Raw genomic sequence first — 16680 nt, forward strand, 5'->3', positions numbered from 1 at the left:
ATGGGGTGGATACCCCTTCCACCAGCGATTTTTTCTGTTGGGATTTTTCCGGCAAATCCATCTGAAGAAAAAGACTGCCATTTATCATCTTTCATACCAACAACAGAGATGGCACATCTATGTCTGACATCCCGCGTATCCTCATCCTCTTCATTGTCATCGCAGCAATCGTTTCCTCCGGGTGCACGCAATCCGTAACCCCGCAGCAGCAGGCAGGGGGCAAGGGGCCAAATCCGCCACCCGAAGAGACCCGGGCTGCCCTCCAGCAGATCATGGATACCGAGATCCACACCGCCGGCATTCCCGGAGCTCAGGTGGAAATCGCAACCTCGAAATGGACCTGGAATTCCGCTGCCGGAAACGCGTCCCCGATCACCGGAGAGAAGGCACAGCCCGGCATGCGCTTTTTGATTGCCAGCGTCACAAAGACCTTCACGAGCGTTGCAGTCCAGAAACTTGCAGAAGAGAAGAAACTCTCGCTCGATGACCCTATCGAACGCTGGCTGCCGGCCGATCTCGTGGAGAAAATTCCCAATGGCCGGGTGATCACGGTCCGCCAGCTTCTTGATCACACCAGCGGCATCGCGGATTATAACGAAATCTCCATCATTCTCCGGGAATACCAGGACCCGGGAATTCCGGTAACGTACCAGGCAGCCATGGAACAAGGCATCAGCGAAAGCCCGCTCTACCCGCCGGGAACGAATTACACCTACTCGAACGTGAATTATATACTCCTGACGCTGATCATCGATAAAGCAGCCGGGGTTCCCTATGAGGATTACGTAACCCGGAACATCTTTGTTCCTGCGGGCATGAACGACACGTTCATCCAGGAGATCAACCACATCCCCGGATCGCACATGACTGCTACCCAGCGCGGAGAGAATGGCACGTACGTAGATTTATCCAACCTGTATGTACAGTTCGATCGCGGGGCTGGAGACATTGTGAGCACAACTGCTGATCTCAACCGCTTCCACCGTGCGCTGCGGGAAGGGAAACTGATCAGCAAATCGTCGTTCGCCACTATGGAAAAACCCTCGCCACAATCCCGCGAGCAGGGCTACGGTCTCGGGTATATGACCGGATTCAATGCTGCCTCGAACCTGACCTTGCAGGGTCATGGCGGTGGATACCCGGGTTCGTTCACGCTCTGGGATTACCTGCCGGAAAAGGATACCTACATTACCCTCAACCTGAATTCAGCCGATATGTCAACCGACAACCTCAGGCCGGTCCGAACGGCACTTCTCACGTACCTTAAAGAACAGGACCTGTCAGGGAGATGATCTCCCCGTACCTTTTTTCTGCTGAAATCCGGGAGAATGGCCGGGTCTCGCGGAGTGGTGCGTGCGGAGCCGGTTATCAATAAACACGGAGGTATTTATCAGGATTATTTTTATCTCTGCGCCAGTTTACTTTTTTAGTCCTGATAAAAGCAGCAATCCCCGGGAAATAACGGGAACGATTTGTTATATATGAATTGATAGCATGGGGACGGGGAATATTATCCCTCCCGGGTAATTAAAAACCGCCGGGCCATGCACTCATTCTTTAATTCCATCCTGCATCTGTGGTTTATTGCATTGGATACTACCGACACGAGACGAACAGAATTATGCAGATTACTACTTCTATCAGACGCACCATCGCGTCGGTTCTCCTCACAGCGGGACTCATCTACCCGGCCTGTGCCGCGGTCTGTCCAAAAGGTATCGGAGGCTGTACTTCTCCGGGCAGGTGCTTCCTTTTTGTCGATGCAGACGGCAATTCATTGTGCGATTATACCGCACGCACCGTATCACAAGCTTCAGCAGGCCCGGTTTCTTCCGGCCCGGCCGCACCGGTAAATCCGCAGATTTCAACCCGGGCCACTGCAACACCGGCTACAGATCCGACGAGTGTACAGGTATCTTCGCTTCCGGTTTCCACCCCTTCGGGAACATCAGTTCCTGCAATGCCGGATACTACTGCATCCGTTCTCCAGAATACCTCCCCAGGGAGTTTTCTCGATGCACTCAACCTGTCTGCACCCATAACCGAAACCGCACTCTTTCTCATGGTTACCGGTATATTATTTGTGTTCATCCGAACGGGAATTCTGGGAATACGGATCGAAAAGACACTCCCGGCCCTTGCACTATCGTCCCTCTGTGCTCTGGGCATCTCACTCATTGTCACTTCATTCCTTGCGGGAGCGGCCGTTGCAGGGACCACGTATGCTCTCTGCTACATGGGGGCCGAAACCCTGCTCGCCGCATACCTCTGGCACACCGGAGTCATGACACAAAAGATAGTAGTTTTGGCGGCGGGCTTAAGCACGCTCACCGGTTTTATCTTCCTGGCACCGATCATGCCCATGGAGTTGGGGGGACTTGTCAATGTGATGACCGGACAATCAAACCTGAATCCGGGCATCATCGTGATTTGCGCAGTCATTGCACTCACGCTCGGCGTGGGCAGAACGTTCTGCGGCGCTATCTGCCCGGTGGGATCATTGCAGGAACTGGCATATGCGGTACCAATGACAAAGATCGTTATCCGTCGCACGGTAATCCTTGAACTGATCCGGCTTGTCGTTTTCGCTGCAACAGTCATTGCTGCGGTATACCTGATCGACATTATGGCATTCACCGGCTTGTACGACGTGTTCTCCCTTACCCTTTCGGCAGGGCTGGTGGTAGCAGCAGGTATCATTCTGCTGTCAGTATTTCTGTACCGCCCGGTCTGCAGGATCATCTGCCCCTTTGGTGTCCTCTTTTCTCTTCTTGCAGGGTTCAGTTTATTCCGGCTGCGACGCACGGGGGCCTGCATTAACTGTAAGAGATGTGAGAAGGCCTGCCCGGCCAATACGGCAGGAAAACCCGATTCGAAGGGGGAATGCTATCTCTGCGGCCGCTGCACGGATACCTGCCCGGCCCCCGGAGCTTTAATGTATTACCTGCGGGATAACCGCGGTGATTATTTTACATCGGAAAGCCAGTCCGATCTCTGCCAGAATCTGAGCGGGGAGTTTTCAGGGGATGGCACCGACAGGACTGGGGCACAAAAGGGGAGGTGTATTATTGGTAAGAGATGAGAAAGGGAAAAACCTGATTACCTTTGTTTTTTGGATCTGTTTATAATTCAGATCAGTATTACGGGGATGTCTTCATCGAATTCTCAATTTCATTGATATAATGCAAAAGGCGGGAATGATATGCATCTGCAAGAATTTGTGCCGCCAGATGGGAATTACATGAGCAACCTGAAAGCCCAATACTCCGGATTTCTTCGGAATGTGTATCATCAGCTGCATATATTCCATCAATCACAGACCAGGTTTTTGAACACCAGCCAATAAAATCGTAATATTCAAGACCATATTGATTTCTTCTAATCGTTTTTATATCATCGATTCTCTCACTAATCAGAAGAATTGCTTTTTCAGGGGGAATTTTCAGATTTGGCATATTATGAGATCCAGAATATTGATTTAATGATAACAGAGAAAAGGATTATTATTTGTTTTTTAATGAAAGTTAAACAATAAATGAATAGTTTTCCACGTAAGATTTTACAAAAAGTATCAAATCTTTTTCATCTCCCCCTCATTATGCAAAATATCCCGATCTGCACAAACATTTTCCATTAAAGTGCAGTTGGAATCTTTTCATGCAGGGTCCGGCCGGGAAACCCGGACGGGAACCGGACGAAATTATTCACGTGCATCTGGTATCACCCTGTAGCAGTCCTTCGGCACCAGGATTTCGAAACGTGCCCCTTTTCCCGGCTCACCGGTCTCAGCGATGGTGATGCCGGTAATCGAGAGGATCTCCCGGGTGAGGAAAAGGCCAAGACCGGTATTTTTCCCGTAGCCCTGCTCGAACAGGCATTTTTTATCGTCGCCCAGGATCCCCACCCCGTCATCCTCGCAGGCAATCACGAGCCCGTCACCGGTTTCAGAAGAGGTGATGCGAATGGTCGTCATTGCCCGACCGCCGTATCTCAGGGCATTATCGATCAGGTTATAAAAGACCTTTTCGAACAGGGAATCGGCATAAATTTCAAGATCCAACGGTTCAACCACCACTCCCACATCCCGCAGGGGAAGGGCGGCAACTGCCCGCTGGACACTGGTATTGATATTCTGCCAGACTGGAGATTTTGTTCCCATATTCTCGTAGATTTTTGTGAAATCGATCTGATGCCCTATTATTTCAGCAATCTTCATCTCTTTTTTGAGATATTCTGATGCCGTGGGAATGGTATCGAGTTCTTCTTTCGAAAGCTCGAGATATGTCGAGAGTGCCATGAGCTGGTTCTTGATGTCGTGCCGGGTTATTGATGAGAGAATCGTGAGTTTTTTATTAACCCGGGAGAGTGCATCCTCTGCTGCTTTGCGCTCGGTGATATCGGTAATCACGGATAAGAGTACCGGCATTCCTTTGTCTGCAATCGGCACGGTCTTGATCAGGCAATGCCTGATCGTGTCATCGTGAAGCTGGATATCAATCATGGTGAGGGGATCCGGGGCATCTCTGCTATGGAGTGCATGAATATATGCCCGATAAGCTTCAGCACTCGCCGCTGTCAGGAATGAATAGATTGATGATCCCACAAGGGTTTTGTCGGGCTGTCCCATGAACTGGGCCGCTGCCGGGTTGGCGTACCGTATAAACCCCCTGTCGTGGACGAGAATATAATCAGGGAGGTTGTCCGCAAGGTTCCGGTACCGCTCCTCGCTTTGCCGGAGCTCGCCCTGGGACCGGGCCATATTGAGCATCAGGAAGGAACCCGTGGAGACGATATCCATGAGGATCGTGACGATAAAGAAGATCGGGTTAATGGGATCCGGGCCCCTAAGCGAGTGGTCACCGGGAGTGATAATCGCGTTTACAGTGATCGCGGTCCAGAGAAGTGCTGTAACCAGGAGGGCCGCGGCAAAGCTGTACCTGAGCGACCGGGTTTCCGGTTCCCTGAACCGGATCGCGATGAGTGAGGTCGCAACAAAGCAGGGGACAATGACCACTCCTATAATCACGCCACGCATGATTTGCGAATCGACACGGAACGTAAACCAGAGTAACAGGAGAACGGCCGGTATCAGGCTGCAGTATATGATCACAGGGAGCGCCCGTGACCGGAAATATTTCCCGGTACTGTCAAGCCGCATCATGACCGACAACATAATCAAAAGACCTGCCACCGTTGAGGAGAGCAGGAGGGGCAGGGATCCACCGATCACGTACAGAAAATACCCGCAGGATGTGACCAGCAGGGAAAGCATCCATGTCCGGAACCCGTCATGGGTCTTCTGGGACCTCCAGAAGGTAAAGAGCATCAGCGTGAGGACGACATTGACAAGAAAGAGTGTCAGAAAAAGGGTGCTGATGTCAAGCTTATACATGGTATCACATTCCGGCCGGTGTTACCTCGCCGGACATTATTATAGAGTTATAAGGGGAGATAATATTCCTTCTATTGATATGAATATTCGTAATGCTTAAACGCCCACCAAAAAATTTCATGATTGGGGGTAACCCTCAGCAGTTCCGCACGTTTGACATAGTCCGCAATATGGACAATACGATCTCGATCTTCACAACCGACGTTGATCCGGCAGGGCCTGGAACAATCGCGGGGGCACATGGGGCACATTGAGGGTCATTTCCGGGATCTTTTTTCTGTACAGTTTTCTCGTAAGCCTTTCCGGTAAATGGGATATAAGTGCCCCATGTACCCCACAAGAGAGAGGGTAGTGCCCCACCCGTCCCCGCAAAAACCCGGGGGCTGACCGGTTTTGTGCAGGGAGTTCCCGGGATGGGGGGCCGCAACCATGGCTTTTTATTCACGATTGGACTATACAGTGATCTTATTCCATGGCCTCCAGCTATCGCGTTCTCTATGTTGATGACGAACCTTCCCTGCTCGAAATTACCAAACTGTACCTTGAAAAAAAAGCAGGATTTTCTGTTGACTGCAGCCTCTCGGGAAGCGAAGCCCTCAGCCAGATTGCTGCAGGGCACTATGATGCAGTAGTCTCGGATTACCAGATGCCGGAGATGGACGGGATCACCCTCTTAAAGAAGGTGCGTGAAATCCACAAAACCCTCCCGTTCATCCTGTTTACCGGGAGGGGCAGGGAAGAAGTGGTCATTGAGGCAATCAACAGCGGTGTGGATTTCTACCTCCAGAAAGGCGGCGATCCCGTAGCGCAGTACGCCGAGCTCTCGCATAAGATCCGTACCGCCGTCGAGCGGCGCACTTCGGAGAGAGCATTGAAAGAGAGCGGGAACCGCTATCGCTCCCTTGTCGATAACATGCATGACTGCGTAGCGATCTACAAGGCTGTCGCCGACGGTGAGAACTTTTTGATTCTGGAATTCAACAAGGCTGCGGAGAAAACAGAGCGGGTAGCAAGGGATGAGATTGTCGGGCGCACGGTGACGGATATTTTTCCCGGGGTACAGGAATTCGGGATTCTTGACGTCTTCCGGCGCGTCTGGCGCACGGGCATTCCAGAATCGTTTCCCATCTCGTTCTATAAAGATAACCGTATATCCGGGTGGCGGGATAATTTTATCTTTAAACTTCCCTCCGGGGAGATCGTTGCGAGTTACAGTGATGAAACAGCTCGAAAGCAGGCAGAAGAGGCGCAACAAAAGAGCGAGGAGAAATACCGGCTCACGCTGGATGCCACCAATGACGGGATCTGGGACTGGAATATCCCCACCGGCGGGACTTTTTTTTCCTACCGCTGGTATACCATGATCGGTTATGACCCCGGTGAACTACCCGCAACGTATGCCACATGGCGTTCCCTGCTCCACCCGGACGATGCGGGTCGGGCAGAACAGAAGATCCAGGACCACATCGGGCAAAAAGTCGAAAGTTATTCAGTAGAATTCCGGATGCGGACAAAACAGGGGGACTGGAAATGGATCCTTGCCCGGGGTAAAGTAGTTGAACGGGATTCCGGGGGCAATCCGATCCGTATGGTGGGGACCCATACCGATATCGATGAGCGCAAACGGATTGAATCCGAACTGGAACAAAAGAACCAGGAGCTGATGGCGTCCTATGAACAGCTGACCGCTTCTGAGGAGGAACTCAAAAGCCAGTTCGATGAACTCAGCCGCATCCAGAAAAATCTCGCAAAGAGCGAGGAACAGTACCGGAGCCTTGTTGAGACCACCGGTACCGGGTATGTTATCCTTGACAAAGACGGCCGGGTCATAACGGCAAACCAGGAATACCTCCGGCTTTGCGGCCGGTCAACACTTCGCGAGATACAGGGGAGAACGGTGACAGACTGGACCGCCCCCTATGATCTCGAGAGGAATGCACGGGAAGTTGAACAATGCCTTAAAGCGGGACAGGTCCGGGGCCTTGAGATCGATTACCAGAAACCGGACGGTACTATCCAGCCCGTGGAGATCAATGCCTCGGTCATCCAGGCTGATTCGGGACAGATCATCCTGACCTTATGCCGGGATATCACTGAACGCCGGATGGCGGCGGAGGTGCTGCGGGAGAGCGAGGAACGTTTCAGGACCACGATCGAGCAGTCCCCCCTGAGTATCCAGGTTTTGTCTCCTGATGGGCGAACAGTGCAGGTCAATCGTGCCTTTGAGGAACTCTGGGGACTGACCCTTGAGAATCTGAAAGATTACAATATGCGCTGGGACGAGCAGCTCACCGCCCTTGGAATAATGCCCTATATTAATAGAGGCTTCTCCGGAGAAGCGTGTACAATTCCCCCGGTGCTCTACGATCCCGGAAAGACCGTGGGTGCCGGAGGGAAACGGTGGGTACTGGGCCATATCTATCCGGTCCGTAATGCAGCGGGGGCGATCCGCAATGTCGTTGTAGTGCATGAAGACATCACCGAACGTAAAGAGGCCGAAGAGTTGTTACATAAGAGCGAGGAGCGGTACCGGGTTGTCGCTGATTTTACATTTGACTGGGAATACTGGATTGTCCCCGACGGGAAATTTATCTATGTCTCTCCATCCTGTGAACGCATCACCGGTTATCGTCCTGAAGAGTTTATCCACGATCCTGGTCTCCTGGTTACTATTACCCATCCTGACGACCGTGGCAGGGTTATCACCCATCTCTCCAATGTAAAGAGCGGCGTTGGAGAACATAACGCGCTTGAATTCCGGATCATTACGAAAAACGGGGAAGCACGATGGATAGGTCATGAATGCCAGCCGGTATACAATACCAACAGCGAGTACCTGGGGAACCGCGCCAGTAATCGTGATATTACCGAACGTAAAGAGGCAGAGCAGAAGATCGCTGAATCTTCACGGTTCCTTGCAACCCTGATCGATACCCTTCCCGTCCCGGTATTCTACAAGAGCGCAGACGGAAAGTACCTTGGATGCAACCCGCCGTTCGAGGAATATATCGGGATCCTCCGCAGTGAACTGATCGGAAAAACGGTGTATGATATCTCCCCCAAGGACCTTGCGGACAAGTACAGGGCAGCAGACCAGGAGATGATTGAGAACCCGGCTCGCCAGCAATATGAAACGCAGATCATGTTTGCGGACGGTTCCCGCCATGATGTTATTTTCTACAAGGCCCCGTTCTACACATCCGATGGGTCTGTCGGGGGCCTGATCGGAACGTTCATCGACATCACCGAACGGAAGCGGATTGAATCAGATCTGGAAAGAAAGAACCAGGAACTGAGGGGCTCCTACGAACAGCTGACTGCTTCCGAAGAGGAACTGCGGCATACGGTCGACGAACTGAGCAGGAGTGAGCAGGAACTGCGGAAGAGTGAGGAACAGGTCAGGGTGAAACTTGAAAGTCTCCTCTCTCCCGGAGGGGATATCGGCACGCTGGAACTGGGGGACATCATTAATGCGCAGGAATTCCAGTCGATGATGGATGACTTCTATGCCATTACGCATATGGGAATCGGCATTATTGATATCCAGGGAAATGTCCTTGTAGGTACCGGCTGGCAGGAGATCTGCACAGGATTTCACCGGGTAAATCCCGAGACCTGTGCAAACTGTGTTGAAAGCGATACCCATCTCACAGAAGAGGTTGAGCCGGGTACTTTCAGGAAATACCGGTGTAAGAATAACATGTGGGACATTGTCACCCCCATTATCGTTGGCGGGAACCACGTGGGCAATATTTTCCTTGGCCAGTTCCTGTATGATGATGAATCCATTGACATTGAACTCTTCCGTGCGCAGGCTGCCCGGTACGGGTTTGACGAGCAGGCATACCTTGCCGCGCTTGAACGGGTTCCCCGTTGGAGCCGGGAAAAGGTTGACACCTTAATGACATTTTATGCGAAGTTTGCCCAGATGATCTCGTCGATCAGTTACCGCAATCTCCAGCTCGCCCGGACCGTAACCGAGCGGGACTCCCTTCTCCATTCGCTGCAGGAGAGCGAACGCAAGTACCGGACACTTGGTGAAAATATTCCCGAGAAGATCTTTGTCAAGGATACTGCACTTGCCTATGTATCATGCAACGAACACTATGCCCGCGATCTTGGCATTGCAGCCGAAGGGATTGCGGGTAAGACCGATTTTGATTTTTTTCCCCGCGATCTGGCGGACCATTACCACGAGGTTGACCGGACCGTCATCGCATCCGGAACAACGAGGACGATTGAAGAGCGGTACATCAAGGATGGCAGAGAATCCTGGATTTCCATGTCAAAGACCCCCATACGGGATGATACAGGAAATATCACCGGCATCCTCGGCATCTTCCATGATATTACGGAGCGAAAGATGGCACAGGATGCGCTGGACCGGGCAACAAAGAAACTGAACCTGTTGAATTCCATCACTTTTGCCGACATCCAGAACGCGGTATTTTCCCTGTCCGGGTATCTGGATCTGGAAAAAACAATCCCGATGAATGAAAAACTGCAGCAGTACCTGAAAAAGGAGATAGGAATTGTTGAGACCATCAAGGAATCCTTAACATTTTCAGCTAATTATCAGAGCCTGGGATTAAAGCCCCCCGAATGGCAGGATGTCTTACAATCCTTCCTCTTTGGTATTTCTCACCTGGACATTTCAAATTTATCCCGGAGACTTGATGTTGAAGAACTGGAGATCTTTGCCGATCCTCTCCTTGAGAATGTCTTTTTTACGCTTGCTGAAAATGTGGTTATGCACGGGAAAACGGCAACGGAAATCGTATTCCGTTATCATGAATCCCCGGACGGGCTCACCCTGATCTTTGAAGATAACGGTGCAGGGATTCAAAACGATATGAAAGAAAAGATTTTTGACAGGCGATTTGAGGAAAAGAAAGGTATGGGCCTGTTTCTCGCCCGTGAGATTCTTTCCATCACCGACATGACAATTAAGGAAACCGGCGAACCCGGGAAAGGTGCACGGTTCGAGATTTTTGTGCCGAACGGAGTGTACCGGTTTACCGGCAGCAAGGGAAAAAACAGGTAAAATCTTCAGAGGGCAGGTACTAAGCCCCGTTCAGCCGGGTGACCGGAGGACGGAGTAAACGATACCGGAAAGGGCTGATATATGCCGGGACCGGAAGGCCGGGCCCCATCCGAGGTACTTTCCGCCGCCGGATCGTTTTTGACACCGGAACTCCATGAAGTTATTTTTTTTGTAATTTGCCACAATGATTATTTACCCCACGGTATATTTCCAAACGGGAAACAGTGATTCCGTATGAAAAACCTTGCATATGTCGTACTATGTATTGCGGTATGCGCAATTGTTCTGGCTGCAGGATGCACGCAGAACACCCCGGTACCTGTTGCGAATCCTGTTGCAACGGCACCGGTCACACAGTCCTTACCTTCAGATTCGATTAAAACTATCACCTCTTCACTCGGGACAATCCTCACGGATGCACGGGGAATGACCCTCTATTTCTTTGCACGGGACCGTCCCGGCAGCGGGAACAGCACCTGCTACGGAAAATGCGCCACGATCTGGCCAGTATTTTACACAAATTCCCCGGTCATATCCCCACCTCTTGCGGCCTCTGACTTCACCGTGATCACTCGCGCTGATGGTACACCCCAGACAAGCTACAAGGGCTGGCCGCTCTACTACTATCAGGAGGATGTACAAGCCGGCGACATGAAAGGGGAAGGCATAACCGAAAACTGGTTTGTTGCAAAACCCGACTACTCCGTTATGCTCTCCCAGCAGCCCGGTGCCGGTGAATTCCTGACAGACGGGGCTGGCAGGACCCTGTATTTCTTTGCGTCCGACAATCCCGGGGCAACAGCCTGTACAGGTTCATGTATTTCTAACTGGCCGGCGTTCTCATCTGGCCCGCTTATAGCGCCATCGATACTGAAAACAGCCTCTTTCTCCGGCGGTAAACGCCAGGATGGCAGCATGCAGTCCCTGTACCAGGACCGGCCGCTCTATTATTTCATCAAGGACACTAAACCGGGGGACATGAACGGGCAGGGCGTAAACAATGTGTGGTTCGTGGCAAACATGTCCGGGTTCGTACCTCCCGTCCCGACAACGGTACCGACTATTCCTCCAACTCCGACACCAACCCCGACCTTTGATTATGGAGACAGCGGTAGTGACAGCGGGGGCGGGGGCGGCGGGGGCTACTGATACTTCTTTTTTCTTAAGGTGATAGCGGCAAAACGCTGCATGAAATATCAGAAGGTCGGAGGTAGCTTTTTTCCCGGAGGGTCCGATTGATCCGGAAACACATTTTTATTGCGATCCGCATCGCGATGAAAAAATTCCGGGCAGGATCTGGTTACTATTTTCCAGGCAGGGTCAGCAGGGAAATTTCACGGCACAGGCCCCCCCGTGTCCGTGCAACCGTGGGCTGGTGAGGAGTGTCACTTTTGGCCGGGTACCTTAAAGATGTGCTCCGGACATGCACGTTTCGCCGCTCTTGGCAGAGTGAACATCGGAAACGACTGAGCGATCCCAGAATGGAATGGTGGCCGGGAAAATGGCAGATACATAGCGTTAAAAATATTGTAGCGTAATATTCACAAAAAGTTCTCTGGTCTTATCGAGATGACAAAAAGAAGGCAGATCCCTTAACATTCTGCCATTCAGCGGAACACCGGCACTTTTTGTCTGAAGGCAGAGAGGGATGAAGTCGTATGCAATCGGGTAAAGTAACAAGTTGTGTTCTGGTAATCTGCCTGGTCCTTACCGGTTTTTCTTTCCTGGCAGGCTGTACCCAGAAGGGACCGGATGCCGGTCCGGTGAAAACCGGTGCCGGAGTTGTCAGAACGGACGCCGGCCCGGTTTCAGGATTACAGCAGGACGGGCTTCAGGTTTACACCGGCATCCCGTTTGCAGCTCCCCCGACCGGTGAGCTTCGGTGGAAACCACCCGCGCCGGTCAAATCCTGGGACGGCGTGAAGGAAACGAAGATGTATTCACCGGCCTGTCCCCAGCCGGCCGCTGCGAGTCCCGGGGCTCCTCTCAACATGAGCGAAGACTGCCTGTATCTCAATGTCTGGACTCCTGCAAAGAGTGCCGATGAGAAACTGCCGGTCATGGTCTTTTTCTATGGCGGGGCGTTCGGAAAGATAGCCGGCTCCATGCCGCTGTATAACGGCACAGCCCTTGCAGAGAAGGGCGTCGTTGTCGTTACGACCAATTACCGGGTGGGCGCTCTCGGGTTCCTTGCCCACCCCCAGCTCGATACCGAGTCCCCCAACAACGTCTCGGGCAATTACGGGCTCCTCGACCAGATTTCCGCGATGCAATGGGTCCAGCGGAATATCGGGAAGTTCGGCGGCGATCCGTCCCGGGTGACCATCTTCGGGCAATCGGCGGGAGGGGAGAGTACCCTTATCCATCTTGTCAGCCCGCAGAGCAGGGGGCTCTACCAGCAGGCAATCGTCGAGAGTGGCACGTTCTGGACAAACGGTGCGGAAATTGATTCCCTCAATGCAAAAGCCGACGCGGAGCAGCTCGGGGAAACATTCGCACAAAGCCTCGGATACTCCGGCCCGGATGCGATTTTGCAGATGAGAAAACTGAGTTCACAGGAGATCGCCAATGCAACCCCCTGGCCGGCATCCCCGTTCCAGATGGTAAACAGCAGGCATTTCGAGCCAACGATTGACGGGTGGTTAATCCCTGATTCCCCGGACAACCTGTACCGTCTCCACTGTCAGAATCCGGTTCCCCTCATCATCGGGCACAACACCGATGACGGGACAACGCTTGCTGCAGACGCAAACATGACCGTTCCTGAATACCGGACATACATCCAGAACCGGTTTAAGATGGACGCAGATAGAGTTCTTGCAAAATATCCTGCCAATTCAACTGCAGAGGTCCAGATCCAGCTTGAGCAGATCATGACGGACTACGACTTTAATGACGCTGCAAAGTTTGTAGCGGGATCGATGGCAGACTTAAACGCGAGCATATATTTGTACCGGTACTCTTACATCCTCCCCGGGCAGCCCTACGGCGCATTCCACGGGAGCGAGACCATCCTGTTATTCAAGGTCCCGATTCCTTCGGATCCGGTGAATGATGCTGTCGCTGACAACCTGATCGATCTCTGGACCCGGTTTGCCAAGACCGGGGACCCGAACGGCGGGATGAATGTCACCTGGCCGAAGTATACCCGTGTCGGGGAACAATATCTCGATATCGGGGCTGATCCTATCGTGAAGAGCGGGTATTAGCACTCCTTTTTTCGCATGCAAAACAACAACAACGAACTATCACAGACTTTATAATACCCGGATGGAAATACCCCCCCATGCGATTGCTTCAGTTGTCCCTGTCCCTGATCCTGATACTTGCCGTTAGCATCTGCGGATGCACGGCCCCGTCTCAAGCCCCGGTTCACACCACTCCGGTAACAGCAGTCCCCACACCACCCACCGGGTCCGGGGACTGGAAATTTGTCGTATTCGCAGATTCCCCCGACCCGGCGGGGAACACAACCACCGGTGTCAGTCCGTCCCTCATCCCGATTGCCAAAGCAATAGCTGAAGAGAAGCCTGACCTCACCCTGTACCTGGGTGATATGGTCAACGGGTGGATGTTAACCAAAGCGTCCCCGATGGCGGGCAATTACACGGGCCAGTTCGAAAACTGGATGGAATACGTTGCTCCCATCCATAATTACCGTGACGGTACCGGTATCCCGCTGTATGTAATCCGGGGTAATCACGAGGACGGCCCGAACCAGACCGTTATGCCCCTCCTCGATGCCTATCTCGCAACAGCGGCTGCCGGCATGCCGGCAAACGGCCCGCCCGGTGAAGAGAAGCTGACGTATTCGTTCACGCACAAGGGTGCAAAATTCCTCATGAACGACAATTATATCGCACACAATGGTCAGAAAGAGACGGTGAACCAGAGCTGGGTCGACGAACAGCTCACGCAGGAGACCCGGCCGTTCATGTTTGTCTTCGGGCATTCTCCTGCGTATGCAGTGGCTAACGATGCTGAAGAGGATGATTACGCCATCGATGTGCATTCCCCGCAGCGCGATATTTTCTGGAAGAGCATGGTGGACAACAACGTATCTGCCTATTTCTGCGGGCATGCCCACCTGTATGTCAGGGGCCAATCCCAGGGTGTCCAGCAGGTTGTCAGCGGGAACGCCGGGGCACATGCGATAGCATTCGATCCTGCGAATGTGGATCCCACACTTACGCTGGAATACCCAAAGAAGACCATCACCAAGAATGACCAGAGAGTCGGCTACATTGTCATCACGGTCCACGAAGGGACCGGGACGATCGACGGGGTAGAGAAACAGTTGAATCCGGTGACCGGTTCGTGGGAAAACGGGGATACCTTCACCATCCCTGCCCGGTAAAACAACCGGGTGCCCTGACGAAGGCAAGATGTTTGTCTTCCATGAATAGAGAATAAACACCCCCGCTCTCATTTTACTCAGGGACCAGGAGCACCCGGACCCCGGTTAGTACCCGGTCCTCGTATCCAACCAGCCATACCATTAAACAATAACACGCCTATAATCACCATAAACTCGCCGTGTTATACGGGGGCGAGAGCGCGATGGCGGGCTTTTTAGAGAAATTCACCTCCTGCCAGAACCCGGCTTTTTTGCCGGTAAAAAGAGGATGAAATTGTATGCAAACAGGTAACGTAACAAGTTGTGTTCTGGTAATCTGCCTGCTCATCGGATTTTCCTTCCTGGCAGGATGTACCCAGCCGGCACCGGCAACCGGTGTCGTCACTGAACCGGTGATGGTGAAGACTGACGACGGCTCTGTTTCAGGAATCCGGCAGGACAACCTCCGGGTCTTCCACGGCATCCCGTTCGCGGCCCCCCCGACCGGGGACCTGCGCTGGAGACCTCCGGCACCGGTCAAGCCCTGGGACGGCGTAAAGGAGACGAAGGGGTATTCAGCGACCTGTCCCCAGCCGGGATCTCCGGCTCCCCTGAACATGAGCGAGGACTGCCTCTACCTCAATGTCTGGACCCCGGCACAAAGTGCTGGCGAGAAACTGCCGGTCATGGTCTTTTTCTTTGGCGGGGGATTCAAGGATGTTGCCTTCAACATGCCGATGTATAACGGGACCACCCTTGCACAGAAAGGAGTCATCGTTGTCACGCCAAATTACCGGCTGGGTGCTCTCGGGTTCCTTGCCCATCCCCAGCTGGACAGCGAGTCTGTGCATAATACGTCGGGCAATTACGGACTTATGGACCAGCAGGCTGCCCTGAAGTGGGTGCAGAAAAATATCGGGGCGTTTGGCGGGGACCCGTCCCGGGTGACCATCTTCGGGCAGTCGGCAGGAGCCGAGAGCGTCCTCATCCACGTTGCCAGCCCCACGAGCAAAGGCCTCTTCCAGCAGGCAATTGTTGAGAGCGGCCCCTTCTGGGCACACGGGGCGATCATCAATGCCACTCACCCGAAAGCGTATGCCGAACAGTTCGGTGTGGAGTACGCAACAAGCCTCGGGTACTCAGGCCCGGATGCGATCGCCCGGATGCGACAGGTAAATCCCGAAGCCCTGATCAATGCAACGCCATCCCCGTCACCCGGGTTCTGGACTACCCACACCGTCCAGTTCGAGCCAACCGTCGACGGGTGGATCCTTTCGGATACTATGGATAACCTGTACCTTCTCCACAAGGAGAACCCGGTCCCCCTCATGATCGGGAACAATGCCAATGATGGGACCACGCTCTCAGCGGGCGCCAATATGACCGTCCTGGAGTACGTGAGCTTCATTAAGGGCAGGTTCGAGAAGGATGCCGATGCGGTCTTGGTGAAATATCCTGCCAATTCGACTGCCGAGGTCCAGCTCCGGCTGGCGCAGATCATGACTGACTATGATTTCAGCGACTCGGTGAAGTATGCCGCCGGCTCGATGGGAGACATAAACCCGGACACTTACATGTACCGGTACAGCTATATCCTGCCCGGGCAGCCCAACGGGGCCTTCCATGGCAGCGAGACGCTCCTGTTGTTCGGTGTGCCAGTTCCGGCGGACCCGGCGGTGGCTGACAATGTCGTGGATCTCTGGACACGGTTTGCCAAGACGGGGAACCCTAACGGCGGGATGACTGTCACCTGGCCGAACTATACCCGGCAGAAGGGCCAGTATCTCAATATCAATAGTACCCCTTCTGTGATGACCGGTTAACAGAATCACTTTTTAGAAGGTACGGTTGAAAATTTTTCATCCGGGGTCCGTCCGGGGTATTTCCCGGCACAGCCCCTATCCGCCC

The 16680-nt window shown here is 52.9% G+C and carries 9 protein-coding genes; 7 read left to right on the forward strand and 2 right to left on the reverse strand.

Annotated elements, in window-relative coordinates; translation table 11 throughout:
- Positions 1-119 precede the first annotated feature (119 nt).
- Positions 120-1292: a serine hydrolase domain-containing protein gene (locus WC593_07150; GenBank protein MFA4824921.1), complete on the forward strand. Its 1173-nt coding sequence runs from the start codon at positions 120-122 to the stop codon at positions 1290-1292.
- 329 nt (positions 1293-1621) lie between these two features.
- Positions 1622-3082 carry a 4Fe-4S binding protein gene (locus tag WC593_07155; protein MFA4824922.1) on the forward strand — a complete coding sequence of 487 codons (1461 nt, stop codon included), beginning with the start codon at positions 1622-1624 and terminating at the stop codon, positions 3080-3082.
- A gap of 58 nt (positions 3083-3140) precedes the next feature.
- On the opposite strand, the gene WC593_07160 is transcribed toward WC593_07155, so the two are convergent.
- Positions 3141-3455 (reverse strand): hypothetical protein, encoded by a 315-nt coding sequence (locus WC593_07160; GenBank protein ID MFA4824923.1) that lies wholly within the window; start codon positions 3453-3455, stop codon positions 3141-3143.
- 245 nt (positions 3456-3700) lie between these two features.
- The gene (locus WC593_07165) at positions 3701-5392 is read right to left on the reverse strand and encodes an ATP-binding protein (protein MFA4824924.1); all 1692 of its coding nucleotides are present in this window, start codon (positions 5390-5392) and stop codon (positions 3701-3703) included.
- Between the two features lie 472 nt (positions 5393-5864).
- Between WC593_07165 and WC593_07170 the strand changes: the two genes are divergently transcribed.
- From WC593_07170 to WC593_07190, 5 genes are all read left to right on the forward strand, one after another.
- The gene (locus WC593_07170) at positions 5865-10436 is read left to right on the forward strand and encodes a PAS domain S-box protein (GenBank protein ID MFA4824925.1); all 4572 of its coding nucleotides are present in this window, start codon (positions 5865-5867) and stop codon (positions 10434-10436) included.
- A 234-nt stretch (positions 10437-10670) separates the two neighbouring features.
- Positions 10671-11585, forward strand: a complete 915-nt coding sequence (locus tag WC593_07175; protein ID MFA4824926.1) for a hypothetical protein — start codon at positions 10671-10673, stop codon at positions 11583-11585.
- A gap of 509 nt (positions 11586-12094) precedes the next feature.
- Positions 12095-13645 (forward strand): carboxylesterase family protein, encoded by a 1551-nt coding sequence (locus tag WC593_07180; protein ID MFA4824927.1) that lies wholly within the window; start codon positions 12095-12097, stop codon positions 13643-13645.
- A 77-nt stretch (positions 13646-13722) separates the two neighbouring features.
- Positions 13723-14793, forward strand: a complete 1071-nt coding sequence (locus WC593_07185; GenBank protein MFA4824928.1) for a metallophosphoesterase — start codon at positions 13723-13725, stop codon at positions 14791-14793.
- Between the two features lie 278 nt (positions 14794-15071).
- A complete protein-coding gene (locus WC593_07190; protein MFA4824929.1) occupies positions 15072-16595 on the forward strand; it encodes a carboxylesterase family protein in 1524 nt (507 codons plus the stop codon).
- Positions 16596-16680: the final 85 nt, after the last annotated feature.

Origin of the sequence: Methanoregula sp., assembly GCA_041645435.1 — an archaeon.
Classification (GTDB): domain Archaea; phylum Halobacteriota; class Methanomicrobia; order Methanomicrobiales; family Methanospirillaceae; genus Methanoregula.